Annotated in this window: 22 protein-coding genes; 7 read left to right on the top strand and 15 right to left on the bottom strand. The window is 47.4% G+C overall.

Annotated features, from left to right (window positions below; translation table 11 throughout):
• Positions 1 to 145 precede the first annotated feature (145 nt).
• Positions 146 to 1249, top strand: coding sequence for an ethanolamine utilization protein EutH (gene eutH / locus PTW35_RS10470; RefSeq protein WP_281024934.1), 1104 nt, complete (start codon positions 146 to 148; stop codon positions 1247 to 1249).
• Between the two features lie 147 nt (positions 1250 to 1396).
• On the top strand, positions 1397 to 1582 hold the full coding sequence (locus PTW35_RS10465; RefSeq protein WP_281024933.1) for a hypothetical protein: 186 nt from the start codon (positions 1397 to 1399) through the stop codon (positions 1580 to 1582).
• A gap of 45 nt (positions 1583 to 1627) precedes the next feature.
• Here PTW35_RS10465 and PTW35_RS10460 read toward each other — a convergent pair whose 3' ends face one another.
• The 4 genes from PTW35_RS10460 to torC form a co-directional block, all read right to left on the bottom strand.
• A complete protein-coding gene (locus PTW35_RS10460) occupies positions 1628 to 2191 on the bottom strand; it encodes a hypothetical protein (RefSeq protein WP_281024932.1) in 564 nt (187 codons plus the stop codon).
• Positions 2192 to 2417: 226 nt separating this feature from the next.
• Positions 2418 to 3071: a molecular chaperone TorD gene (torD, locus tag PTW35_RS10455; RefSeq protein WP_281024931.1), complete on the bottom strand. Its 654-nt coding sequence runs from the start codon at positions 3069 to 3071 to the stop codon at positions 2418 to 2420.
• Between the two features lie 173 nt (positions 3072 to 3244).
• Positions 3245 to 5776, bottom strand: a complete 2532-nt coding sequence (torA, locus tag PTW35_RS10450) for a trimethylamine-N-oxide reductase TorA (protein WP_281024930.1) — start codon at positions 5774 to 5776, stop codon at positions 3245 to 3247.
• A 74-nt stretch (positions 5777 to 5850) separates the two neighbouring features.
• Positions 5851 to 7017 carry a pentaheme c-type cytochrome TorC gene (gene torC, locus PTW35_RS10445; protein ID WP_281024929.1) on the bottom strand — a complete coding sequence of 389 codons (1167 nt, stop codon included), beginning with the start codon at positions 7015 to 7017 and terminating at the stop codon, positions 5851 to 5853.
• A gap of 201 nt (positions 7018 to 7218) precedes the next feature.
• Between torC and torR the strand changes: the two genes are divergently transcribed.
• Complete coding sequence (gene torR, locus PTW35_RS10440) at positions 7219 to 7932, top strand: two-component system response regulator TorR (protein ID WP_281024928.1); 714 nt, start codon at positions 7219 to 7221, stop codon at positions 7930 to 7932.
• A 462-nt stretch (positions 7933 to 8394) separates the two neighbouring features.
• Here the strand turns inward: torR and panP are convergent, their stop codons facing one another.
• From panP to PTW35_RS10410, 6 genes are all read right to left on the bottom strand, one after another.
• Positions 8395 to 10056 (bottom strand): pyridoxal-dependent aspartate 1-decarboxylase PanP, encoded by a 1662-nt coding sequence (gene panP, locus PTW35_RS10435; RefSeq protein ID WP_281024927.1) that lies wholly within the window; start codon positions 10054 to 10056, stop codon positions 8395 to 8397.
• 76 nt (positions 10057 to 10132) lie between these two features.
• Positions 10133 to 11134 carry a DUF2860 domain-containing protein gene (locus PTW35_RS10430; protein WP_281024926.1) on the bottom strand — a complete coding sequence of 334 codons (1002 nt, stop codon included), beginning with the start codon at positions 11132 to 11134 and terminating at the stop codon, positions 10133 to 10135.
• Between the two features lie 153 nt (positions 11135 to 11287).
• Positions 11288 to 11800, bottom strand: a complete 513-nt coding sequence (locus tag PTW35_RS10425) for a hypothetical protein (protein ID WP_281024925.1) — start codon at positions 11798 to 11800, stop codon at positions 11288 to 11290.
• Between the two features lie 244 nt (positions 11801 to 12044).
• Positions 12045 to 12146 carry a MetS family NSS transporter small subunit gene (locus PTW35_RS10420; RefSeq protein ID WP_107291674.1) on the bottom strand — a complete coding sequence of 34 codons (102 nt, stop codon included), beginning with the start codon at positions 12144 to 12146 and terminating at the stop codon, positions 12045 to 12047.
• Positions 12143 to 13630: a sodium-dependent transporter gene (locus PTW35_RS10415; RefSeq protein ID WP_281024924.1), complete on the bottom strand. Its 1488-nt coding sequence runs from the start codon at positions 13628 to 13630 to the stop codon at positions 12143 to 12145. Before PTW35_RS10415 ends, PTW35_RS10420 begins: the two co-directional genes overlap by 4 nt.
• 402 nt (positions 13631 to 14032) lie before the next feature.
• Positions 14033 to 14626 carry a hypothetical protein gene (locus PTW35_RS10410; RefSeq protein ID WP_281024923.1) on the bottom strand — a complete coding sequence of 198 codons (594 nt, stop codon included), beginning with the start codon at positions 14624 to 14626 and terminating at the stop codon, positions 14033 to 14035.
• Between the two features lie 330 nt (positions 14627 to 14956).
• Between PTW35_RS10410 and PTW35_RS10405 the strand changes: the two genes are divergently transcribed.
• Positions 14957 to 16165, top strand: a complete 1209-nt coding sequence (locus PTW35_RS10405; RefSeq protein ID WP_281024922.1) for a patatin-like phospholipase family protein — start codon at positions 14957 to 14959, stop codon at positions 16163 to 16165.
• Positions 16166 to 16248: 83 nt separating this feature from the next.
• On the opposite strand, the gene PTW35_RS10400 is transcribed toward PTW35_RS10405, so the two are convergent.
• Complete coding sequence (locus PTW35_RS10400; protein ID WP_044623524.1) at positions 16249 to 17154, bottom strand: manganese-dependent inorganic pyrophosphatase; 906 nt, start codon at positions 17152 to 17154, stop codon at positions 16249 to 16251.
• 175 nt (positions 17155 to 17329) lie between these two features.
• Positions 17330 to 18853 carry an EAL domain-containing protein gene (locus PTW35_RS10395; RefSeq protein WP_281024921.1) on the bottom strand — a complete coding sequence of 508 codons (1524 nt, stop codon included), beginning with the start codon at positions 18851 to 18853 and terminating at the stop codon, positions 17330 to 17332.
• Between the two features lie 353 nt (positions 18854 to 19206).
• Between PTW35_RS10395 and PTW35_RS10390 the strand changes: the two genes are divergently transcribed.
• The 3 genes from PTW35_RS10390 to emrD all read left to right on the top strand — a co-directional run bounded on the left by PTW35_RS10390 (position 19207) and on the right by emrD (position 21979).
• Positions 19207 to 19407 (top strand): hypothetical protein, encoded by a 201-nt coding sequence (locus PTW35_RS10390; protein WP_231580671.1) that lies wholly within the window; start codon positions 19207 to 19209, stop codon positions 19405 to 19407.
• 373 nt (positions 19408 to 19780) lie between these two features.
• Positions 19781 to 20380 carry a GTP cyclohydrolase II gene (gene ribA, locus PTW35_RS10385; protein ID WP_044623521.1) on the top strand — a complete coding sequence of 200 codons (600 nt, stop codon included), beginning with the start codon at positions 19781 to 19783 and terminating at the stop codon, positions 20378 to 20380.
• Between the two features lie 417 nt (positions 20381 to 20797).
• Positions 20798 to 21979 carry a multidrug efflux MFS transporter EmrD gene (emrD, locus tag PTW35_RS10380; protein WP_281027483.1) on the top strand — a complete coding sequence of 394 codons (1182 nt, stop codon included), beginning with the start codon at positions 20798 to 20800 and terminating at the stop codon, positions 21977 to 21979.
• Between the two features lie 80 nt (positions 21980 to 22059).
• Here emrD and PTW35_RS10375 read toward each other — a convergent pair whose 3' ends face one another.
• The 3 genes from PTW35_RS10375 to PTW35_RS10365 form a co-directional block, all read right to left on the bottom strand.
• The gene (locus PTW35_RS10375) at positions 22060 to 22386 is read right to left on the bottom strand and encodes an HI1450 family dsDNA-mimic protein (RefSeq protein WP_281024920.1); all 327 of its coding nucleotides are present in this window, start codon (positions 22384 to 22386) and stop codon (positions 22060 to 22062) included.
• A 141-nt stretch (positions 22387 to 22527) separates the two neighbouring features.
• On the bottom strand, positions 22528 to 23097 hold the full coding sequence (gene yeiP / locus PTW35_RS10370; RefSeq protein WP_039463129.1) for an elongation factor P-like protein YeiP: 570 nt from the start codon (positions 23095 to 23097) through the stop codon (positions 22528 to 22530).
• Between the two features lie 42 nt (positions 23098 to 23139).
• Positions 23140 to 24714, bottom strand: coding sequence for an EAL domain-containing protein (locus PTW35_RS10365; protein ID WP_281024919.1), 1575 nt, complete (start codon positions 24712 to 24714; stop codon positions 23140 to 23142).
• Positions 24715 to 24836: the final 122 nt, after the last annotated feature.

Below are 24836 nucleotides of genomic sequence, written 5' to 3'. Positions count from 1 at the left end.
TTGAGTAAATAAGGCGGGCAAGACAAATTTACGTTCCACGTTTTAGCCGTATGCAGCTGCACAGGGCGGGCTTCTTACACCTTGAAAAAAGTAGCCATCACTTGCAACTGATGTAAATCATTATTTGGGATAAGGAAGGTACATCATGAATGACATCATTCTATACATTATGGTGGGCTTTATGGTGCTGGGGGCTATAGATAAAGTACTCGGCAACCGTTGGGGCTACGGAGAGCAATTTGATGAAGGCTTCATGGCGATGGGGGCACTTGCCTTGGCCATGGTTGGTGTGGTCAGTCTGGCACCTGTTTTGGCTAATTTGCTTAGCCCTGTTGTGGTGCCGCTCTATACCGCACTTGGCGCGGACCCGGCGATGTTTGCCGGTACGCTACTGGCTAATGATATGGGTGGGTATCCACTGGCACAAAGCATGGCGGAAACCGAGGCGGCAGGCTTGTTTTCTGGCCTGATCCTCGGGGCGATGATGGGGCCAACATTGGTATTCACTATCCCTGTTGCGTTGGGGATCATCCAAAAAGAAGACACTCAATATCTAGCACGAGGTGTCCTGATTGGGATGATCACTATTCCCGTCGGCTGTTTCGTTGGTGGTTTGGTCGCCGGCTTTGATATGGCAATGATTTTGGGCAATTTGGTTCCTATTGTGATTGTGGCCGGACTGATTGCTGTTGGTCTGTGGCTAAAACCAGATTCGATGATCCGAGGCTTTGAAGTGTTTGGTAAAGGTGTTATTGCCGTTATTACTATCGCCTTGGCTGCGATTGTCGTCGAAACCTTGACCGGCGTGGTGCTGATCCCCGGTATGGCACCGATTTCTGACGGTATCGAAATTGTCGGAGCGATTGCCATCGTTTTAGCCGGTGCATTCCCAATGGTTCACTTTATTACCAAGCACTTGAACAAACCGCTTATTAAGCTGGGTAGTTCGATGGGCATGGGAGAAACTGCAGCGGCAGGCCTTGTCGCTACCATGGCAAACAATATTGCAATGTTCAATATCTTCAAAGATATGGATAACCGCGGAAAAGTGATTAACGTCGCCTTTGCTGTGTGTGGCTCTTTTGTATTCGGCGATCATCTTGGTTTCACCGCTGCCGTGAATAGCGACATGATTTCTGCTGTTGTAGCCGGTAAGTTGGTTGGGGGCTTTAGTGCACTGCTGCTAGCGGTTTACGTGACCCGAAACATGACAGATGAACCTGACATGATTCCTGCCAATCAGCCCTGATAAACAGTGAGTAACCCAAGGCAAAGGGCGGCAGTAATGCCGCCCTTTTTGTCATTGAGACTTTGGTCATTACGAAGGGGGCGCGTATTTCCCTATACTTTTTGTATCTGCTTTATCGTAAAGGAAGTACTCAGGAACGGAGGATGTATGGCTAGAGCGAATAAACAGTTAAGTATTCCGGAAAGCGACAACGGCGTACAGCAAGAAAAAATGAGTATGCATGAAGGGATAGCGGACTGGTGTGACTGCTGTGTGTGCGAAGCCGAACCCTATTGGTTGGAAGTCGCCGAGGAGATGGGAATTGATATGAGTAATTTTTCTGACGGTCGATAAAACCATACCGCAGCCGTCGGCTGCGGTATTATCCTGGCTTGCTGATCAAAGTGACTCAAGCAGGGTGTTGAGCTCGTTCACTAAGTTTTCAGTTTTTGGATCGAAGGCTTTCATCGCGGCAAAGGTATCGGACTGAAGCTTCTCCTGTAGCGCCATTAATGACTCATCGGCAAGAATGCTTTCACGTTGCTCTGCCAACTGGCGTTTGGCGGCGGCAAACTCTTTGATCAAGGCCTCGCGCTCTTCTTCGCTGGTTTCGGCGTTGCGAACTTTATCCTGGATTTCTTGTGCTTGGTTGATGAACTCATCTGGGTTGTAACCAATTTCTTTGGCTTTAGCCTGGTAGGCTGCCTCGAACGCCTTGGCTTGTTCGACTAGCTCAGGGTTTGCCTGAAGAGTCTGCTGGCGAATGCTGGCCAGATCACGCTGAATAGCATTGATACGATGCGTGACTTCTTTCTGGCTGGCAACGGTATCCGTTGCTGCGTCGCTTGCCTTTGACGCTGGGCTGAAGGCGAACAAGGTCACGAGCAGCAGAGGAAGAGCATATTTCATTAGGCTCAATACAGTATTGGGTTGTTGCTGGGTACGCGTTTTGCTGTTTTGCATAAATTAACCTTTGTTGGTCGTTATCATTGCTATGTCTGCAATGTATAAAAGCTCCCTGAGCGGAATGTCAGTATTGTGTCATGTATGCTGGATAAGAACTGAACAAGCAGGCTAATGCATTTATTTTTGGACTATTTAACCGTTAACGACATAAAAAAGCCGGCAATCCATATGCCGGCAAAATTTGAGATAGTGTTTTTGATGCGCTGGCTAACGCCAGTCAGGTTTATTGTTCTTCGCCCTTTAGGAACTTAACGTCCAAGTGGCAGAAGGCGGTGAGTACTTCTGCGGCGGCTGCGTAAAAGCCGAACGGATCGCGTTGTTTTACTTCTGCGGCAAAGGCTGGCAGCCAATTAAGCAGCATGGTGTTGATGAAGTCTAACTGCGCCTGCATCATCGGCTCTGCCTGCTCTTCTGAGCCTTGCTGGTTGGCGATGATAATGAGGTTACCCATGAAATCCAATTCGACAGCAAGGTGGTCGGCCGGCTCGTTGAACTCTTTGCGCTGGGCAATGCCGTATTCTTCCATCAGCTTGTTCATGTCTTGTGCTGGCTTGTCATTCATCAGGCCGCTCTTGCCGACATACATCGAGGCATAGGGTAGGGCGCCGGATTTTGGGGTGCTGAGAAACAGGCCACAGAAGTCAGCCGCAAGCTCTAACTGGGCATCTTCACGGCTTTCCAAACGGTTCAATGCTGCACGGAATGCTTCAACGGGTTGCTTCAGTTCAGGCGTCATTGCCAGACCTGACAGGAAAGTGACCATTTCGCCACCACGGTACTGTTCGATGTCCTGCTCGGTAAGTTCACGAGCGAAGAGGGATGACATCCACCAATAAATTTCTGCGCGTTGTTCGTTGAAAGCAATAAATTCTTTCATGATCACTCCAAATCAAGGCATACGGCTAGCAAACGTAGACGTATGGAAAACATATTCAGATAGAATAAATGATGCATTTATTATACGTGAATAGGTTTTTTAAACACACTGTAATAAAAGCAAAAAACTATTCAGAGGCCGAAGCCCCTGAATAGATGTTGGCGACTATTAACTTATTCTAGATCCATTGCAGGGAACAGAGGGTTAATGTCTGTCACTGCAGTCGGGCCGTGGAAGCCGGTCACTGCTGGAACTTTACCTGTGTACTTCTCGATTTCTACCTGCGCTGAGGCTGCGATGGTTGCCTGAGCCAGTTTCGAAGAACCGATATCCTGAGTTAGTACGTTCGGATCACCGTAAGTACAGATGGTACCCGGCTTACCGCCTTCAAGCGGGCTGTACCATGCACCTTCGTGGATACGACAAACACCGGACATGTAGTCATCGGAAACCACAGCACCCGCCAAAACTTCGCCACGGTCGTTGAATACACGTACGATGTCACCAGACTTGATGCCACGGGCTTTAGCGTCTTCGGTACTGATGTAAACAGGTTCACGATCAGCCACCGCGTAAGTCGCGCGGTGCTCAGTCGAAGAACACAGCTGCGAGTGAAGGCGGTGTTTCGGGTGAGTACTCTGCATATTCAGAGGGAATTTCTCTGAACGAGGACCACCGTGGCTGCGCTCGGTTTTCTCAAACCACATTGGGTGGCCTTGACAGTCATCGTAGCCCATGTCGGCAATCGTCTTACAGTAGATTTCAATAAGGCCTGTTGCCGTACCTAGTGGTTCAAGATCCGGTTCTTTACGGAATGACTCGTGGCGTACCCACTCGGTACCCGCAGGGAACTCAAGGAAGCCTTCTTCTTCCCAGAACTTTTTGAAGTTCGGCATACGTACACCGATACCACGTCCTTGTAGGCGGGCACCGTTGTAGAACTGCTCAATCCACTCCATCTGTGACTTGCCTTCGGTAAAGGCTTCTTCGCGATCATAGCGACGGCATAGTTCACGGAAGATATCGAAGTCATCTTTCGCTTCATACATTGGCTCTACAACTTTAGGTAGGGCAATAATACCGGCGTTAGAGTGGTTACCGTACTGTTCGATGTCGTTACGCTCGTGCGTTGTCGTCGCTGGCAGAACGATATCGGCAAAACGACAGGTCGCCGTCCACTGGTGTTCAACTGAAACCACAGTTTCCAGTTTACGCCATACCTTGATCATCTTGTTGCGATCTTGATGGTGGTGGAACGGGTTGTTACCACAGAAGATCGCCATTTTCATTTCAGGGTATTTCACTGAATGGCCGTTCCATTCAATGGTTTTACCTGGGTTTTCGATACAGTCGACAAAACGGGCAACAGGAATAAAGTTTGAGTAACCCTTGTACGAACCGTTGTGGATTGGATCAACCCCTGTCACACCTGAGAAACCAGACATCAGTGGGCCAGCAGAAGTCACAGAGCCCGCATCGTTGTAGTGCCAACCGAAGCCGAAGCCACCGCCCGGCAGACCGATCTGGCCTAGCATCGCAGCGACAACTACTAGCATCCACGCGTACTGTTCACCGTGCTGCATGCGCTGCAGACACCAGCCACCGATGATCTGGGTACGGCCTGAAGCCATTTGGCGAGCCAGCTCGCGGATCTGGTCGGCTTTCACGCCACAGATGTTCTCAGCCCATTCCGGTGTCTTCGCAACACCGTCTTTCTCACCGAGCAGGTAAGGCAGGAACTTGTCGAAACCTGTGGTGTAGTCAGCCAGGAACTCTTTGTTGTACAGGTTTTCGCTGTAAAGTGTATGGGCAATAGCCAACATCAGTGGCACGTCTGTTTGCGGGTTAACTTTAACCTGCTCGCCACCAACGAATTTCTGGGTGTCAGAAACAACTGGGTCAATGTAGATGACTTTGATGTCTTTGTTCTTAACTTTCTCAGCCAACTGCTCGAAGTAGGCGTATGGGCTGTGGTCAGGTACCAGCCAGCCTACCTGCAGGTTTTTAACCGGATCCGAACCCCAGATTACGATGGTATCAGAGTGCTCAAGTACAAGTGGCCATGAGGTCTGCTGTTCGTAAACTTCCATTGCACCAGCAACATAAGGCAGAATCACCTGCGCAGCACCGGTAGAGTAGTCCCCCATCTTACCAAGGTAAGTACCGTGTAGACCGATAGCACGCATCATCATGGTACCGGCAGAGTGCAGCTTACCTACTGACTGCCAACCCGTGTGGCCTGCATAGAGAGCACTTGGGCCGTAGTTGTTCTGGACACGTTCCATCTCATGGTAGAAGAAATCCAACGCCTGAGACCAAGGAACACGGACAAAACGGTTGTCACCGCGTTGGGTCGTATCAGACTTGTAGCCATGCTTTAGCCAGTCAAGACGAACCATTGGGTATTTCACACGTGCCGGGTTGTATACCACTTCACGCACACCGTTGATCATGGTTGTTGGGTGTTTGTCCTTCTCAAACGGAACGGTATCGACCCATACACCGTTTTCGACTTTGGCACGGAATGCACCCCAGTGAGAACCAGACAGAACCTCACCCGTGAAGCTAGCTTTGGTTTCTGTTGCTGCCATTGCCTTACGAGGAGCTAGCAAGCTTGTCCCGACAACAGACGCAGCACTTGCTGCAACCATGCCAGAAAGGAAGCGACGGCGTGATACGCCCTTGTTTAGAATTTGAGTTGCCATTGAGCAATTCCTTAAGTTTGAATTCTTTTTTTGCATGGGAGGGGGAAGCCGTCTTCCCCCTCTGCTAACAGGAATTAATGTGCGCCAGCGCCGCCTGTGTCACTGCCGTGGTTCTGAAGGTATTTCAGAAGGGTGCGCTCTTCAGTCTTGCTTAGTCGGTAGTATGCGCTCATGCCGTTTAGGCTTGAGATCCAACCGTTTGCAGTAAAATGGCCAGGAGCCGGGGCTGCGTGGCAAGCAGTACATGTTGAGCCGTACATGCCTTCGGCGTAGTTCCAGATTGGCTGAATGTCATCAATCATGTCATCTTTGGTGATCCAACCTTCAACCGAAACGTGCTGCCACACAATGTTGGTAGAGGCATCGGTCTGCTCTTCGAGTAGTTGTTCGGATGCTTTCACATCACCACGGATTGTTGCCTTGAATACACGTTTGCCCATGTACTCAGTCAGTACGCGACCGCGACCTTCTTTCTCTAGCCAGCCATCAATCTTCACTTTGAGCATATCGCCATCACGTTCAAGCACCGTCACCTCTGAAGCTGGTAGCAGGTTGCCAGAAACCGGGCTGTTCGTATCGGCAACGGCAAAGATGTTCTTTTCGCTTAGAGAGTAAAGCTTGTCAGCGACTGCACCTTGCGCGTCGGCTTTTACTTGAAGCTCTTCGAAGTCTTTCTGGAAACCACCGGCCATGTTTGGCAGCTCGTGGGCGATACCTTTGTGACATTCGATGCAGTTCATGTCCTCAGCAGCGGCTTTGTTCATCTCGAAAGCGGCTTGTGCAGACTGCTTGGTGTGATCCATTGCATCGTACGAGTGACAGCTCTTACAGGTTTTTGAGTTCTGGCTCTTCATACGATCCCAAACCATGGTAGCCAGCTCGAGACGATGCTCTTCCAGTTTCTCTGGGGTATCGATTTTCTTGGTGATGAAGTGGTTGTACACGTCTTTCCAAGCGCCAAGTTTACGCTGAACCTTGCCTGGGAAATCTTTTGGCTGGTGACAGTCAACACACTCGGCACGGACACCTGAAGCGTTTTTGAAGTGAATGCTTTGTTTGTATTCTTCGTAGTTCTGCTGCATCGTGTGACAAGAAGTACAGAATTCGGTTGAAGAAGCGAATTCGAAACTCTTATGAACGGTCACAACGCCCGCCAAAGTGATACCAATACCAACCAAGACCAGCGCAAGAATCGAGTACTTGCTGCTAGGCTTAGTCAACATTTGCCAAAGTTTTTTCATAGTGGAAGATTCCAATTTAGAATGAATGCCTGCCGTAAACTACGGTGACGTATAAATTTTTATGGGGTAATCTTAATTCCACGATGTGAATAAGGTTAAGGGTGGCAGTGAACAGAATTTGCGGGTTTATGACAAATTGTGAATAGCTGCCTCCTGTGCTAACGTTTTAAAGAACAGTAAATAAGACATAAAGAGAAAAAAATGAGTCATCACGTACTTGTAGTAGAGGATGAAATTGTTACCCGTACCAAGCTGGTCGGGTACTTTGAAAATGAGGGATATAAGGTCAGCCAGGCCGAAAGTGGCGCCCAAATGCGTGAGATTATGGCCAGCGAAAAGATCGATTTGGTTATGCTTGATATCAACCTGCCGGGTGAAGATGGTTTAATGCTGACCCGTGAGCTGAGGAGCCGTTCAGAGGTGGGTATCATCTTGGTTACCGGCCGTACAGACAGCATTGATCGGATTGTCGGGTTAGAGATGGGGGCTGATGATTATGTCACTAAGCCGTTTGAGCTGCGTGAGCTGCTAGTACGCGTGAAAAACCTGTTGTGGCGTATCTCTCTAGTCGAAAAAGCACGTGATGAAACCATTGTAGAGATGCAAGAAGACAGCATTATCCGCTTTGGCGAATGGCAGTTTGATATCAATAAGCGCGCCCTGACCCACAATGGCGTACCTGTCAAATTGACCAAGGCTGAGTATGAGCTGCTGGTGGCATTTTCTTCTCACCCGAATGTGGTTTTAAGCCGCGAGCGTATTTTGAATATGCTTAGCCACCGCGTCGAAGCACCAAATGATCGCACTATTGATGTGTTGATCCGCCGTATGCGTTCGAAGATGGAAGTTGACCCGAAAAACCCCCAGATTTTTGTTACGGTGCATGGTGAAGGTTACATGTTTGCGGGTGACTAATAATCCGGCAAGCATGCATTGAATGCCTGAAATATTTTGTAATAACTAAGCCGGGATCCCATGGGTGCCGGCTTTTTTTGCGCCTATTTTTCGGTATTTCTATTGATCTCGATCAAAAGTTATTACGTGTTATTAACAGCGCGAACTGTCATATAAATACTGCGTTCACTTATTTTTTTGCATTTAATGGCCAAAAGTTATTATTTGGTTTCATTTGTATTGCTAATTGTTTGTATTTTAATGCGCTAGAGAACCGTTTTCTACTAGTGGAAAATACTGTTTGGTTATAATTTGTACTGGCAATGGCTGGATTATCAAGCGGTTAATTGTTTTGCTGGCTCTTTTGGTGGGGAAGTGTTTGTTTTTAACGCAAGCTATGACGAAATATTTCACTATGTCCTTGGGTGCAAAACAAGCCAGCCTGGCTATTGCCAGGCTGGATCTTGATTGATGGGGGCAGTGCTAGAGTGTAACTTGCTGGTTGAGAATACTCTCAGTCAGCGTGTTGATCTTAGGGAAACTGATCAAGCTCTGTTTGGCGATGTCCTTTTGTTCTTCGAGGACGTCTTTCAAAATCTGCTCCGTGGTAAGCGGGTTGGCGAGTACAACACGGAACACGGTTGTCAGCCTGCGGCCCCACGCTTGCGGTGTGATTCGGGTACGAGAGACAAATGACTTACCTGATTCACGCTGGCGTTTCTGGATGAACTTGGTCATATCGTCCAGGGCGGCCAATAACTCTTCGCGTTGCTCTGGATCTGCAAGCTTCAGTGCTTCCTGAGTACGGGCTGGTGCATAACGGTAAGTCAGCAGGCATAGCTCGGGTTCTGAGATCAGTTCAAAGTCAGAATCCTGGTTGATAAGCGATGCGAAGTACTGGGCTTTTTCGATGCTGGTATTAATCAGCATTTCATAGCCAGGGCGGCTGATGATGTTGAGGCTGGCATACAGTAACATCGCCATGCCACTTCGCGACCCTTCGAGAGTATGGCTACCTAAGTCTTTAGATCCTTTACGCAGGATATACTCTGCGTGATGCTCGATGGCGGTCATCAAGGCTGGGTTTTTGAAGATTACCATACCGGCACCCATAGGCACGTACAGTTGCTTGTGGGCATCGATAGTGACGGAGTCAGCCCGCTCGATCCCTTTTAGCAACGGCCTATAAGTATTGGACATCAGGGTCGCTCCCCCCCAGGCGGCATCGACGTGGAAATGGCAACCATATTCCTGAGCGAGATCAGCGAGCTCTTCCAGCGGATCGATATTGCCTGTTTCGGTGGTGCCAGCGACCCCGACAATAGCAAAGGCTTTAACCTGGTTCTGCTTAAGCTCTTCGAGCTTGGCCCGCATTTCATCGACCCGAACACGGTTGTGGCCATCGGTCTTGATAGGGATCAGGCAATCTCGGCCAAGTCCAAGGACATCGGCGGCTTTCTTGAGCGAGTAGTGACCCCGTTCAGAGACCAGTACGACAAGATCTTCATAGCCATAATGCTTCATGGCTTTGAACAAGCCTTCCTGTGCGACACCTTTAAAATCACCATCGGGTTTGAGTGCACTGTTGCGTGCTACCCACAGAGCGGTGATGTTGGCGATAGTCCCTCCTGAGCAAAATGCTCCCAGCGAATGGTTAGCACTGTGCATCCATTGCTGGTAGAAGGCATCATTCTCGCGGTAAATCAGGTTATGCAGCATTCCCAGAACCTGGCGTTCCAACGGCGTGAAGGCCTTGGAGGTCTCGATCTTCACCAAGTTTTGATTGAGGCCGATCATGATCTTGGACAACGGCATCAAGAAGTAGGGTAGGGCCGAGGTCATATGGCCAATAAACGTCGGTGCAGAGGTATGTACCGACTGGGCTACCAGTTTGTCCAAGAGGAAATGGGTATGATCAGAAACAAAGCTAGGACTCTCTGGGATATCCGCGGAGGAAAAGTCTTTTTCGATTTCAGCCAGGGGTTTCTCCCGGGCAGCAATATGCGTCTGCAAAAACACATTCAGGTTTTCTGATATCTCTTTTTCGATCCGACCTAATGTCGACTCTGGTGCTTCCGGCACTGTAAAAATGCGATGCAACGACTCTTGGGTCGCATCGGCTTTTTTGTGATCCACTACTGCCATAACGATTAATAACTTGTAACTATTTCGGCAAATTGCAGCTAATTTAATGCAATTTGCCGCTGCTGTCGAAAAAAAATTAGAATCGGTAGTTCATACCCACGGTGAATAATAAGCTATCTTCATCATAAAAAGTGATGTTGGAGTTACTTTGGTTATAGCCTATTAGCGAGACTAGGTTCCAGTTTTTCCAGTCCATGGGCTCGTTGTACTGGGCTGCCAAGAATACGCCCCAGCGGTCATCCTGCTGAGTACGCTCGAATATTGGATTCGTTGCGTCAAACTCAACATAGTTGTAGCTTGCCGTCAGGGCAAAATTGGCCTTGTTAAAGTGGTGCACCAGACTGAGCTCAACACCATAATTATCACTGGCCATTGCACTACCTTGCGCATCGTCACGGGTATAGCGAATAGCCGAGCGCAATGCCTGAGCCCGGTTTATTGGCAAAAGGTGACTTAACTGGGCGAAGTAAATGTCAGATTGGCGGTCGAGTGACTGCTTTTGTGCATCGGTTAGCTTGGGCTGGCTAGCACCGCTGTTCTCGTGGTCGATATCTTGGTTGCCACCCGCCAGTTCGAGTGAAAAATGACTGCCGAGGATTTGGTTGTATTGGAATCGCACTCCTCTGATTTTACTGTCAGTTTTAGCGCGTGCCTGATCAAGCAGGTACGGGTCTTGCCAGGTTTCGGCGGTTAACAGGCCGGGGACATAACTCAGTATCAAGGTGCCGTTATCGTCCAGTTTATGCTTATACCCCAGCTCAATATGGAAGCGTCCAAATGCCAAATCCGAGCGGCTAGTACCGAAATAGAACTGCTTGTTGAGCGCATCATTGGTATAGCTGATGGTACCGAGCGGAGCGATCAAGGCATTACTTTGGGATTCGGCCTTACCATAATCGCTAATGGTACTGTTGTTATCGGTATTGAAAGGCGATCGGCTCTCGGAATATCCCATCAGCAAGGAAATATCGGCATTAAAGCCTGCCGACCATGGTTGAGGTGGATTGGCTTGGGCCTGGTTAGGTATGCACACCGCCGGAATGAGCAGGAACAGTGCGTTCAAGTGCCGATTTATCATCTTGGATCCTTTCAATTGCAGGAATTCGGTGCAAAAAATATGCAGTGCTGATAGCTGTATATTGCACGGTATATGAATATTAACGAATATGCAATTTGAGTTGTTGGCGAACGGCCCAAACACCAGCTCAGTGGTTGGGCCTTTAGGCTATCGCTACTGGCATTCAATAGCCGCTATCGCGGTCATTTTTTCGTTGTAGGTATTTAGGGGCTTTTCAATGTTCCCTGGGTGGGTCAACAGTTCGGCGAAGGCACTGCGCAATGCGTAGTTTTGTGGGTGCGGCTTACTCTGCCTGTCATCAAAGGCCAGCTTCGCCGCCTTGCCTAGCTCTGAATCTTGCTCGGATAACGCTTTCACATCTTTCTGGCTCAGATTGAGCCAGGACTCTACGGGTAAAGACAGGGCCAATTTTTCCCTGTCGTTTGCAAGATACCAGTCAAAGGCATCACGGTTTAGTTCAAAGTGGTGTTTGCGCCCTTCGAGAAACCATTGGCCCACTTCGTCTAGGCTTGGCTCTTTTTCTACCGCTAGTTCCACAAGGTCTTCATACCAGTTGAGGGAAGCATCAATGTACTGATGGTATTTTTCACTTTCGCAGCTTGCGGGTGCTGCCAAGACGGCTGAGGGGATGAGGGCCGCTGAGAGAATTACTGCTGCTAACTTCATTTCTGTTCCTTGATTATTTGTTTTCATTGGGCTTTGTAGCTGACAATTACCTGGCGACTTAGCGCGAATATGCTGCGTTATATGTTATGTGTCGCCCTATCTAGACGATTCGATTGTAGCTATCTGATTGCAAATAGGAAAAGAATTCTTTATGAGAATGGATCATTGTTAACACATTTGCTGCATTCTTTGCGGAAAAAAAAGGAGGCATATACGCCTCCTTGTAGGTTAATTAATCAGAATTTTACGAGTGGTGCTTTTTCATCGCGACGGAAATGCAGTAAGCTGCGCCACCCCAGGTGATACCCAAACCGAAAAGCATCATAATGATTGCGCCTGTTGTCATAGCTTGGCCTCCTGTTGTGGCTGTGGTTTAGATGAAGCATTGATGATGACGGCAACAACAAACATTGCTGCTACAAGTCCCCAGCCCAATACCAACAGATCAGAGACTGCGTAACCGCCGTAACCGTCGTTGAAGGTATTGACCAGGTTGGTGCCCAGAATAACCGCCAGCATGGCTGGGCTGAGGAAGCGGATACAAATTTCAAACCATTTGCCGATGCTGAATTCAGAAATGTTATTCACATAGCTACGTATATCAGACACTTTCAGCAGCCAAGCAATCACTACCAGTTCCACAAGACAGCTTGCCAGCAAGGCAACGTTGTTAATGAAGTAGTCAACCAAGTCTAGTAACAGCAGCCCGCCATTGGTGGCGAATGCCATTGAAACAACAAAGCCCATGCCACACACCAAAGAGGAGGCCACTTTTCGGCTGATATTGAGCTTATCGATGATGGCGGACGTTACCGCTTCGATAATTGAAATGTGCGAGCTAAGACCAGCAACGACCAAGGCCAAGAAGAACAATGGCCCTAAGATGAACGGCGCCGGCAATAGGTTAATTGCAGCCGGAATGGTGACAAATGCCAAGCCTACACCTGCCGAAACAACTTCGGTGATTGGTTTTGCTTGCTCTTGCGCCATGTAGCCGAGTACTCCGAAGATCAAGACCCCTGCAGTAATCGAGAATCCACAGTTGATCAGCACGGTCATAAAGGCATTGTTGTTGATATCAGACTTCTCTGGCAGGTAGCTTGAGTAAGCGATCATGATGGCGAAGCCAACGCTCAGGGTGAAGAATATTTGGCCGTAGGCTGCAGACCATACTTTTGCATCCATGATTTTGCTAAAGTCTGGCTGGAACAGGTAGTTGAGGCCGTCCAGTGCCCCTGGCAGGAATACGACACGGGCAATCAAAGCCAGTACCATGATAAAGAGTAGCGGCATCATGATTTTGCTGGCGCGTTCGATACCCCCTTTTACCCCTGTGAATATGGCAGCAAAGGTGATAGCCCAAGCAATTGTCATAGGGATGGCAATATGGCTTTGCAGGCTACCAAGCTGACTTGGGGTATTGTCACCCAGTTGCAGGTACTCGCCAAAGAAGAAGGCATTGGTATCAGTCCCCCAGCTTTGGGTGAAAGAGTAACTCAGGTAAGAAATCGCCCAGCCGATAATTGCCACATAGTAGACCGCGATAATGGCCGCGATAAATACCTGGAACCACCCCAACCACTCATATTTAACCCCGAGCTTGGAAAAAGCTCTCGGAGCGGCCCCGCGAAGTTTATGACCTAGGCTAAACTCCATAATCATAAATGGGATGCCGGCGGTGAGCATGGCAAAAAGATAGGGAACAAAAAAGGCGCCACCACCATTTTCGTAAGCCATATATGGGAATCGCCAAATGTTCCCTAGGCCGATTGCAGAGCCAACTGCAGCAAGGATGAATCCTGCGCGCGAGCCCCATTGTTCACGTTTCATACACATCTCCTTATGTACGGCAAATCACTATAGAAATAGGATTAGTCAGAGAATTATTCCAATTAATATCGATACTTAGCGTGAGAATTGAAAGGTAAGACCACGCTGATGGGACGAGATTAACTAGAGTAAATATGTAAAGCAATAGAGTGTGGTGTTGTAACTGTAAAATTGACCAGTTGTTAATTATTGGTTTTTATAGAGATGCCAGACAAGAGGAGGGGGATTGTTTTCATGCTGGTGTAAAAAACTACCTAGAGGGAAACTGCTTGGTTGGAAATATTATTTTACAAACACAATGATAATGTCTAAAAAATGGCCCTAAATTAGGGTATCAGCACACCAGCGAAGACTTTCGCTGGTGCTAACGGGGGAGCTACTGCTCTTAACTAGCCGAAGAGGTTAGAACGCGTAGGTGAAACCGAGGTTCGTCTGGAACTGGGTCAACCATTCAGAATCGACGCTGATTTTACAGGTTTGGTTACCTTCGGGCAGGTGACAAATGGTCGTCGTATCACTTTCCATGAGATTTGCCAGCCAGCGGCCTTCAAGAAGGACCGAGAAATTGGGCGTAAATTTATACTCGAGACCACCCAGAAAACCACCTGAGAAAACAAGATCTTGATCACTCCAGTCGGCATCGACTATGGTTGTGCCTATGCTTGCGCCAAGATAGGTATCAAAGTGCTCAAAGGTATTGAAACGCAATGAACTCTGGAAATGAACGTAGGTAAAAGAGCCGGAATTGGAAAAATTCTCGTAACCAGTCGGAAGGTGGCTGACAAATAGGCCAACGCGCCCATTATCCAAGTCTGTCTCGATACTGATTGCGTAATGCGGGTCATCGTCGGGGGCTATTTGTGTCCCATTGTCATCGGTTACTGAATTCGAAAAGGTGTATCCAACATACGGTGTCACATAGATAGTATTCGCCGATGCCGCCCATGATGCGGTCAACAACCCAGTGGCAGTGATCAATAAATGTCCAATTTTCATACCATTATCCATTAGCGCAAACCCAAGTATAAGTGTGACAGCTTTCTTATATTATTGCTTTTTCATTAGCCAGAATCTTGAACTCCCCCTAAAATAGGGTTAATAATTTGTTAAGATTGCTTTCTGGGGAAGGGGATTATTATGGACTTTGATTTGAAACTAGCAATATGCACTGCAATTATTACCATGACAGTCCTGCTGGGCTTTGGGCTCGTCTCTGTAACCATGTAAAATATTAATAAACAAAAGAATAAACTTATAATTAAGGTTTAATCAAACTAAGGAAGGTATACTGTCTGCCAGGGAATCTAGTAGGATTGGTTTAGCAGTATGACAAATCACTTACCGTTTAGCTTAAAAGCGTTTGATTTACCTTCCATTAACAACTTTTCGCGCCAGCTGCTTAGTGCAAGAAAGAAAAAGATAGCGCTAGTTGTTCAGGGGGGAGGGCAACGTGGCATTTTTACGGCCGGTGTGTTTGATGCGTTTTTAGAGAGCGATTTCGACCCGTTTGAACTTTATATCGGCACCTCTGCTGGAGCGCTGAACCTCTCTTCTTTTATCAGCCGTCAGCCCCGTTTCGGGTATCAGTTCATTACCAATTTTACGACTGACACTGAATTCTTCAATCTATACAAATACCTAAGCCAACAGAAATCAATGAACCTCGACTGGGCATTGGAAGAGGTTCGTGCACAAGGCTCTATTCCGCTAGATCTTATTACTGCCCGGGAAGTCCTTCAGCACCGGACCGCATTGGCTTGTGCCACTCGCAAAGATACCTTATGTGACATTTACATGCCTATGTATGAGAAAAACTGGTGTGAGGTATTGCGGGCTTCATGTGCCATACCGGTGATCTACAACCAACCTGTTAATTTCGATGATTTGGAGTGGGTCGATGGTGGTGTCAGTGCCGCCGTGCCAGTGAGGGAGGCATGGCAGAGAGGGGCAGATCTTGTTGTCGTCGTCAGGACGGAACCTGTTGCCTTGCCACAAGATGAAAGCCGTCTGTTTAATGATTGGCGCGGAAAAGTAGAAATTGCCCTGCCTGAATATATCGATCGGCTTAGCTTGAACCAATCCATTGATAAGGTGAAAGCGCTTCATGGTGAGCTTACGACCAAGTTCGAGAGTTGGAAGTTGGGGTGGCGCGAGAAAGAGCTATTACTCAAGCCTGAACAAGCAGAGGCTGCCGCGGCGGGAACACCAGCGAGCAAAGGGAAGGGCTGGAGCTTACTTTCAGCAGACAATATTGAGCGTTTTCTCTCACTTACAGGCAACAGCAAGCGCCTGGAAGTCATCGATATGCTAAACCGCTACTATACCACCTACCAAGATGCACACGAGTTCATGTTGTCACCGCCTGACGGTCTGCAGGTTATTCAGATTGCGCCTGAGAAAAGCTTGAAGAGTCGTGCACTACTTAGCAGCAAAGATGATCTGGAAATTGATTATCGTGAAGGCAAGCTGATAGGCCGCGAGTTCGTCTCTCATTTTGCCGATATTTTGAATGAAACCACCGCCGTGAAGCGCTAACGGGCAGCAGCTTGCTTGCAGTGTGTTGAGATCAAAAAAAGGAACGCCGAAGCGTTCCTTTCCAATAACAGTGGTACCAGCTATCAAGCAAGTACTTGCTGAAGCCATGGCCAGCCTTGCTTCTTACGGCTTAGGGTGTTTTCCATCATCAGCATGCCGTCTTTAGCATAGGCATCTAGCACCTCGTTCCATTCACCTTTGTAAAGCAAGCGCGTTGTGCTGGTAGTGATATCAGTTAGCATTAGGGCAGCCATTGCCAGGCCTTCCTCGTCACAACGACGCTGAAGATCGGCTTCAAGCTCGGCAATCATATCTTCAACTTGCTCAAGAGTTGCAAGTTCGATCTGGCCTACAACAACGTTACGCTCTTTGAACGGGTACGCTTTCAGATCTTTTTCAACAAGTTCTGCAGCAGATAGACCCTGGATGTCAGTTTTAGCGATCAGTAGCTCTTTGATGAACAGGTCTAGATCTTCAACACCCGCTAGTGGAGCTAGTTCAGCAACGGCATCTTTGTCTTTTTGCGTGCAAGTTGGAGACGCAAAGCCAACAGTGTCACTCAGGATAGCCGACATCATCAGTGTGGCAAGCTCGCGAGTGATTTCTACGTTTTCCATCTTGAACAGGTTGAACATGATGGTACAAGTACAACCTACCGGCCAGATCCATGCTTCAAGCGGGTTAACTGTCATCACGTCACCTAGACGGTGGTGGTCAACAATACCTACGATTTCTGCTTCTGCGATGTCGTCAGGTGCTTGTGCCAAGTCAGTGTAGTCAACAAGCCAAACTTTCTCACCGGCAACACCTGTACACATTTCAGGCTGGTCAACACCGGCTGTCTGAAGAATGTGCTGTGTTTCACGGTTAATTTCACCTTGACGAACAGCTTTAGCTTCAACGCCACGAGCTTTAAGAAGAGCAGCACCAACAAGTGCTGAACAGATGCTATCGCTATCAGGGTTTTTGTGACCAACTACTTGAATCATGTCGTATCCTTTACTGCGTCATTTGCTGCTTGTTAGCAGCAAGACTAATTAATTTATCCTAGCCTGTGCGGTGACAGGTGCTATAGGAATGTAACCGAGCAATTTTAGAGTTTCTGCAAAAAATAACAATTAAAGTTGCGCAAAAAAATATCGGTTGATTAATATCACAGCTAAATTAGCTCGACGAACTCTGCAGATCTTGTTGTAAATACTGCCTAAATTCACTGAACGGCATGGGCTTGGCAAAATGGAAGCCTTGCATCAGGTGAATATCACGTTGATGCAGGTAGGCAACCTGTTCTGCGGTTTCAACCCCCTCGGCAATGACTTTGAGGCCTGCGTGTTTGGCAAACAGGATGATTGAGTCAAGTATGTTGGACTTAACATCATTGGTGCCGATAGTGTCGATAAACATCTTATCGATCTTCAATGTATCGATTGGCAGGTTTTGTAGGTAGCTAAAGCCACCATAACCGGTACCAGCGTCATCAAGCTTGATCGAAATGCCAAAGTCTGTCAGCTGCTGGATAATGCTCTTGGCTTTCGCCAAGTTCTTAAATGGGATCCGCTCTGTTACCTCGAATGCCAGCCTGTGGGCAGGGACATTGCGCTGTTTGAGCAAGTTGATTGTCGTATGGAGAAATTCGTCGTCCTCCAGTTGTTGCGGGGTGACATTAATACTGACGTAAAACCCCTTGTTGACAAAGAACTCGTCCTGGAATTGGTCAATAACCTGCTCAAGCATATATTGCGTCAGTAGCTTGATTTGACCATTGTGTTCAGCGATGGGGATAAATTGATTAGGAGAAATAAGCTCCCCGTCTGCGCGTTGCCAACGTATCAACACCTCGCAGCAGGCCATCGAATCGGTACGGGTATCGATAATCGGTTGATAGAAAGGGACAAACTCCTTTTTGAGCAGGCCGAAGGATATCATTTCCTTCAACGTCCGCTCGGGGGTTCGGTACAGCCCGATCATCAAACTGACAGACAGCAACATAAAAAACAGCAGTAACTGGGTAAGGAACAGGTCATGCTCTGTCACGTAGTCGATCCCTTGCTCAGTGGCATAGACATTTATGGCATAGTTAGGGCCAAAGGGTTGGCTGGCAATAGGAAAGTAGGTTTCAGTGCTCTGCATCGGATACACTTGAATTTCTTCGCCGCCACGACTTAAGGTGATGGCGGTGCAGCTTGAGCAAACCTCACTGCGGGTGAAAACATTTTGCACTGGCTCGGTAATGAGGATCAGGCTGGCTTCCTGAAGCCGGTAGTGGACCTTCAGGCGATGGTTGTGATACGGAGCAACGTCGTAGCTGAAATCAACAGCTTCGTGCAAGATGATTTCGACAGGATTATCAAAGTGTTTTATCAACGGCACGTTGTTGCCATATACCGAGCAATGGCCCTCTGCTGTCTGGAGCTCCAGCAGCTGGATGCCTGTCGACTGCTCGATAGTCTCGCGCAGTAGGGCGATATCATGCGATGTGCAGGTAAAGTTGAGCTCGCCTATCAACGCTTGTAATTCATGCCCTACATTCAGGTATCTTTCTTGGTAGAACTTATGGATGTTTTCAAGTCGCTTCTCAACTTCATTCTTGAACAGGTAGTGGCGGATAGGCTGCGAACAAAAAGCAATAGCCACTGCCCCCATTAGAAAGAACAGGAAAGGAAAGCGCCAGCGTAGCCAAAGAGTCATGTTCATCGAAGCATTAACGAGTTGCTCAAAAAGGGCGCTATTGAAACATAACTTTTTTGGATATAACAGGGTAAATGCATTGGCAGGGTAAAAAAAGTGCTTCTATTTACTTTGACGCTCTGCTACCGCATTCAACTGGTGGACCGCTGAGATTTACCTTTATATTGGTGTATTAAAGATGTATATGTAACACTTCTTTGTGGGGGTGTTTCATGATATTACGTTTTTTCCCGATAATCCTGAGTTTTTGGTTACTTGGCGCACATTTCTTGCGTTACGGAGCATGGATTCCGTGCTTGTTGCTACTCGTTTACCCTATCCTGTTAGGTATTCGCCATCGGTGGATACCTTATATGATGTCGATCAGTTTGAGTCTCGTAGCGTTGAAGTGGCTGCATGTGACGTACACCATGATCACTGTCAGGCTGATGATGGGAGATGACTGGCTGCGGATGTTGGTGATCATGGCGGCGGTAGTCTGCTTTACGCTAATGTCGATGTGTCTTTTCCAGGGACAAAAACTCAAAGCTTACTATCGTGCCTGCAGCGCCTAAGCCACAGATAAGGTGTGGTTTTATCACTGCCTTTGTTATGTTATAACATTTCCTTGAAGGGGTGGTTAATATTGCTCTGATAAGCAGCAACCTATACCTTTACGCTGTTTTAGTGCAATAATTTTAGATATCATTACCAATTATACCCAAGTCGCTTCAAGTCACCTGTTTGAGTTGGTCCCTTGAAGTCATTTGGGTATATCTACCCGAGTAAAAGAGTAATACCCTAGCGACAGCTGTACTTGCGAGTATCAACGGCTGGGTGTTGTGTAGAGAATAGTCAGTCAAACAGTATGCCTGTAGCCTTTGCCGTTAGGCTTGTATCGATTGGATTGCCGCTACTGTTTTGGCTGTAGAAGTACTTAGGAACAACATGGTTAAAGTAAGGGCCCGAGTGCCTTTTAAAGTCGGTAAAAGAAGTGATATTCCTGCTGAACTGCTTTCCTTCCGAGGGCTAGAGTCAGGCAAAGAACATGTTGCTGTGATTTTCCAAAATGCCGATCAGCGTTCAATACCGCCACTTGTGCGTATGCATTCTGAGTGTCTAACGGGTGATGTTTTCCACTCTTCGCGTTGTGATTGTGGTGAACAGCTGGATGAAACCATTGAAAAGATGGGCGAGCAGGGCGGGGTACTGCTGTATTTGCGCCAAGAAGGTCGCGGGATTGGTCTTTATAATAAGATCGATGCTTATGAACTGCAAAGCCAGGGAATGAATACTTACGAGGCGAATAATCACCTCGGTTTTGGTGATGATCTGCGTGATTTCTCTGAGGCGGCCCACATGCTTGCGGCACTGGGTTTAAAAGAAATTCGCTTGATCACCAATAATCCGAAAAAAATCCGCGAGCTCGAAGCTCTCGGTATTGTGATTACAGAAGTGGTGGGTACTAAAGCACACCTTAAAGACGGTAATGAGAATTACCTGAAAACCAAAGCTGCTCACGGTAAGCACAGGTTTCACTTTGATTAATCATTGATGCCTTTTCGACGAAACCCTGCTCCGGCAGGGTTTTTTTTATCTCGAGATTGCTTATTTATTCACGTATTACAAAGTGTGGGATCAGCTGATTGTTGGCGGTGCGAAAAGAAGCATGCCAAACACTCTAATTAAGCATTAATTTTTCTAATGCGATTGATAATAAACAATCGTGCTTCAACTGACCCTAACTGCTTGCCATGATTAGTGTTCAGCTATACTATCTCGTTTATCACATCAGGTGTTGAATCTAATCTATCTCAACTCCTAGAGCTTTTATATCGCGTCAGCTCCAAAAAATAGCATTAAATTTTATTTGTTAATGAAATTCATCAAAGATGACGCAGTTTCTCAAAATATTATTCTGTAATGAGGATATTGGCTGTGAAACAGCAATCACCTTCTTCTAGCATGGCAAGATTGTTATTTCTAATAATCATTCTTGCGGCTGTAGGGCAAATGACCCAAACAATGTATGTGCCATCGATCCCGGCGATGTCGGATTTTTTCTCAGTAAAGTCGGCATATTTACAGGCAGTGATGGCGGCGTATCTCATTCCTTATGGCATGTCGCAGTTTATCTATGGACCTTTGTCTGACAGAGTTGGACGACGTCCAGTGATCATTGCGGGCATGGCAATTTTTATTGTCGGTTCAATGGCGGCGTTGTTTGCACCGAGCTTTGAGTGGTTCCTTGTTGCTACATTTGTTCAGGGGATGGGCACCGGTTGTAGTGGTGCCATGTGCCGAACTGTTACCCGAGATTGCTTTGACGGTGAACAGCTGCACCGGGCCAATAGTCTAGTCAGCATGGGGGTGATCTTTTCACCGCTTATTGCACCGGTGTTGGGGGGATACCTCTCGTCAGTATTCGATTGGCAGGCGAGCTACTGGTTCCTGTTGGTTTTCGGCACCTTGGTCACGGTTGCGATGATGTTCATGTTTACCGAGACCCTGCCGAAAGAAAACCGCCGCAATGAGCGAGTGTGGGTAAGCTATCGCTATGTGCTGGGTAACCGCCGGTTCCAAGGGTATGTACTCTGTCTGATTGCGACATTCGCCGGTATTGCTGTATTCGAAGCAGCTGCAGGTGTGCTACTGGGTAGCGTACTTAAATTGGATCCGAAAACGGTGAGCCTGTTGTTTATTCTACCGTTGCCGGGTTACCTTGCGGGTTCATGGTTGTCGGCAGTGCTAGCCAAACAGATTGGTAATACTCGTGTCATGTTCCTGGGGATGTTGGCAATTATTGCTGGCGCATTGGCAATCTTCATTCCGGGTATGGCTGGCCTAGTCACAGTTAGCTCATTGATTGGCGGTGCGTTTGTGTATTTCATTGGGGCAGGGATACTCTTTCCTGCGGCAACGACCGCTGCGATCCAGCCTTTTCCCCACCATGCCGGTACGGCAGGGGCTGTGCTGGGGGGATTACAGAACCTTGGTGCAGGCTTGGCGACGTTGGCTGCCTCTATGATGCGAGCCGAAGATCAGTACAGCTTGGGGGCGGTGATGACGGTCATGGCTATCTTGGTGGTACTGAGCTTGTTGTGGGTCCGTCACAGTAGCCGTCATGACACCCCTGTTTTGGTGTAAGTAAACCGAGACAAGCACTTGAGAAAAAGGCGGAGCCCCTTACGAGGCTCCGCCTTTTTGTATTTCGCGACGATTTGTCTTTAGTCACGTTTCCACAGAATGTGGCAGAATTTGTTGTTAGGATCACGGCTCACAAGAAGGCGGGCGAAGACATCGTCTAACTCGTCGCTTTCTTCATTTACCAGCCCCACACGCACTTCAGCATAGATTTCTTTGTCAACGTCAAAGCCAACGTGCTCTGCCCAGTCATCTTTGGTCTCAACGAGTTCGGCAGCACCACGCTCGTCGAATTGCATGGTGAACAGCAAGACGTCGGCTGGCTCGAGGTTATCAGATGCCATCTCAAGGAAGATGTCGTAAGCGGCATCGATAACATCGTCATAAGAAATTAGGTTTGGTGTGTCCATGAACTCTATCTGTAATTTGTAAATTGAATTTGCAGTATACCCAAGCGACTTGACGGTGCAAGTGCCCGCCGTAGACCGAAGTGACGGCAAAATAAAAAAGGGGAAGCCTAAAGCTTCCCCTTGTCGCTATATCGGTGCGGATTAATCAGCACGGCTCATGAACTTACGCTCTTGAACGTTGACCTTCACTTTCTCGCCTGTAGAGATGTACTCAGGAACTTGTACGGTTAGACCTGTCGCAAAGCGAGCAGGCTTGGTACGAGCCGAGGCTGAAGCCCCCTTGATTGATGGGTCTGTTTCCTCGATAACCAGTTCAACCGCTGAAGGCAGTTCAAGGCCTGCGGCTTTGTCATTAACCAAAATGACATGCAAGCCCTGGGTGTCTTCGGTAATGAACAGCATCTCATCAGCAATCTCTTCGGCGCTGAAGGTGTACTGATCGAAGTTTTCGGTATCCATGAAGATGATGTTCTCACCCTCAGCGTATGAATAAGCGACTGGGTGCTTAGTCATCTCAACAGTGTCTACCACATCATCAGCCTTTAGGCGTTCGTCGACACGATGGCCTGTAGCCAGATCGGTACAACGCATTTTGTAGATTTTTGTACCGCCACGGCCGCCAGGTGTTGTTACTTCAATGTCTTTGACCAACAGCGTTTTACCGCCGTTTACAATGACAAAACCTTTCTTAATTTCACTAGCTCTTGGCATGGACTATATCTTTCTGTTGGTAAAAACCGAAAATTACCACGGTTACGGCTGAACACCAACAATTTCCTGAGCCGATAGACCAACTTCTTCAGGAAGTGTCGAGTGTATTTTGAATTTAGCCAAAAAACGTACGAAAGGCATAGGTTTAGCGTAGTAAAAACCTTGGCAGCTTTGGATGCCCAGATCTTTGACATGCTCGGACTGTTCAACCGTTTCAACCCCTTCTGCAATCAAATTGCAATTGAGATTGTGGCCAATTTGGGCAATATTGCCCAGAATCGACTTGGTCACAGAGTCTGTCGCAGAGGCGGCAACGAACGCGCGGTCTATCTTAATGATGTCAAAACTGAGTGCCTGCAGAGTAGAGAGCCCGGCATATCCTGTCCCAAAGTCATCCAGCGCCCACTTTATTCCTTGATCCCGTAGCGCCTGCATACCACTTTGAAGCAGTGAGACATCCGTGTTGGAAAAGTTTTCCCGCTCAGAAAACTCCATAACAATTCCACTTTGCAACAGTGGGTGGCGCTCAATGATTGCCGTAATGGCCTGGACAAAGTGTGGCGAGGCAATCATCGACGCGGTCACATTGATCGATAAATAAAACGGTTTATCGATTGCTAACATTGATTTCTTGTCCTGTGCCGCTTGCTCGAAAAGTTGCAAGGTGATCTCGTTTATTTGTCCGGATTGCTCTGCTGCCGGGATAAACTCAGCAGGCATGACTGTTTGTTTTTTCGGGTGCAGCCATCTGACCAGCAACTCAGCGCCAATCCATTGTCCGGAGATGGCAGAGACAATAGGCTGGTATTCGGCATAAAACTCCCGATTATAGATCCCTCTCTGGATTTCGGTATATAGCGGAACCCGTTTAAAGAAAAAGTAGTGTGCAAGAATACACACACCAATGGCATTGGCAAGAATTAATAAAATCCCCGTCGGTAGAAAAGTGACGATAAGACTGAATAATAATGCCTTGGTATATCCAACCGAGATCCCGATAGGGAATTCTGTAGACTCTTCATATGCTTTGTAAAATATTGAATCAGAGCTATTTATATCGTTAATATTGGATAAGTACTTGCGCTTGTTGTTATACAAGTAGGCATAAACATTATGGTGGCTGGCAATTTCTTTCAGCCATAACTCGAGGACGTGTTTATCAAAATGAATTTGATACCAGCCAGACTCTATATATACCATAAAGAAAATGGCTGTTTTTTCATTTTTCTTGTCGTAAATCTGATAGATAGCATATTTCTCCCCGGCGGGAAGCTTTTCAATCTCGAAGTCAGCAACCTCCTCCTTGGTTAGGGTTGCACTGCGGTCGCTACAGATGGTGGAATTGTTTCGGATGAAAATAACCTCTTTAATAACACTATAGTTTAATGTCATTGTTTCGAGGGCATTGCGGCTCTCTTCGCTGCAGTCGGGATATAATTGTGCCGTTACAGATAATTGGCTTTCAAAAGCAATTAAATCAGCGGTAATGGATGACAGCAATACTTTAGCCGTGTCTTCTGACTTTTCTAGCGCATAGGCATTAACGTAGGCAAAGAAGGTAACTAAGCCTATGATTATCATACAAACAAAAATAAAAAATTGATTCTTTATATTCATTATGTTGAGTCGAAGTCAAAAAGTACGCGAATACTATAATAGTTTCATGTTTAATTACATTGAAATGTGCAAAATTGTACACATTTCAATGCTTGGTCATTTTGTTGTCGCAAAGTGTCTAG

This window comes from Photobacterium sp. DA100 (genome assembly GCF_029223585.1).
Lineage (GTDB): Bacteria > Pseudomonadota > Gammaproteobacteria > Enterobacterales > Vibrionaceae > Photobacterium.
This window is presented reverse-complemented; position numbering and strand designations above follow the sequence as displayed.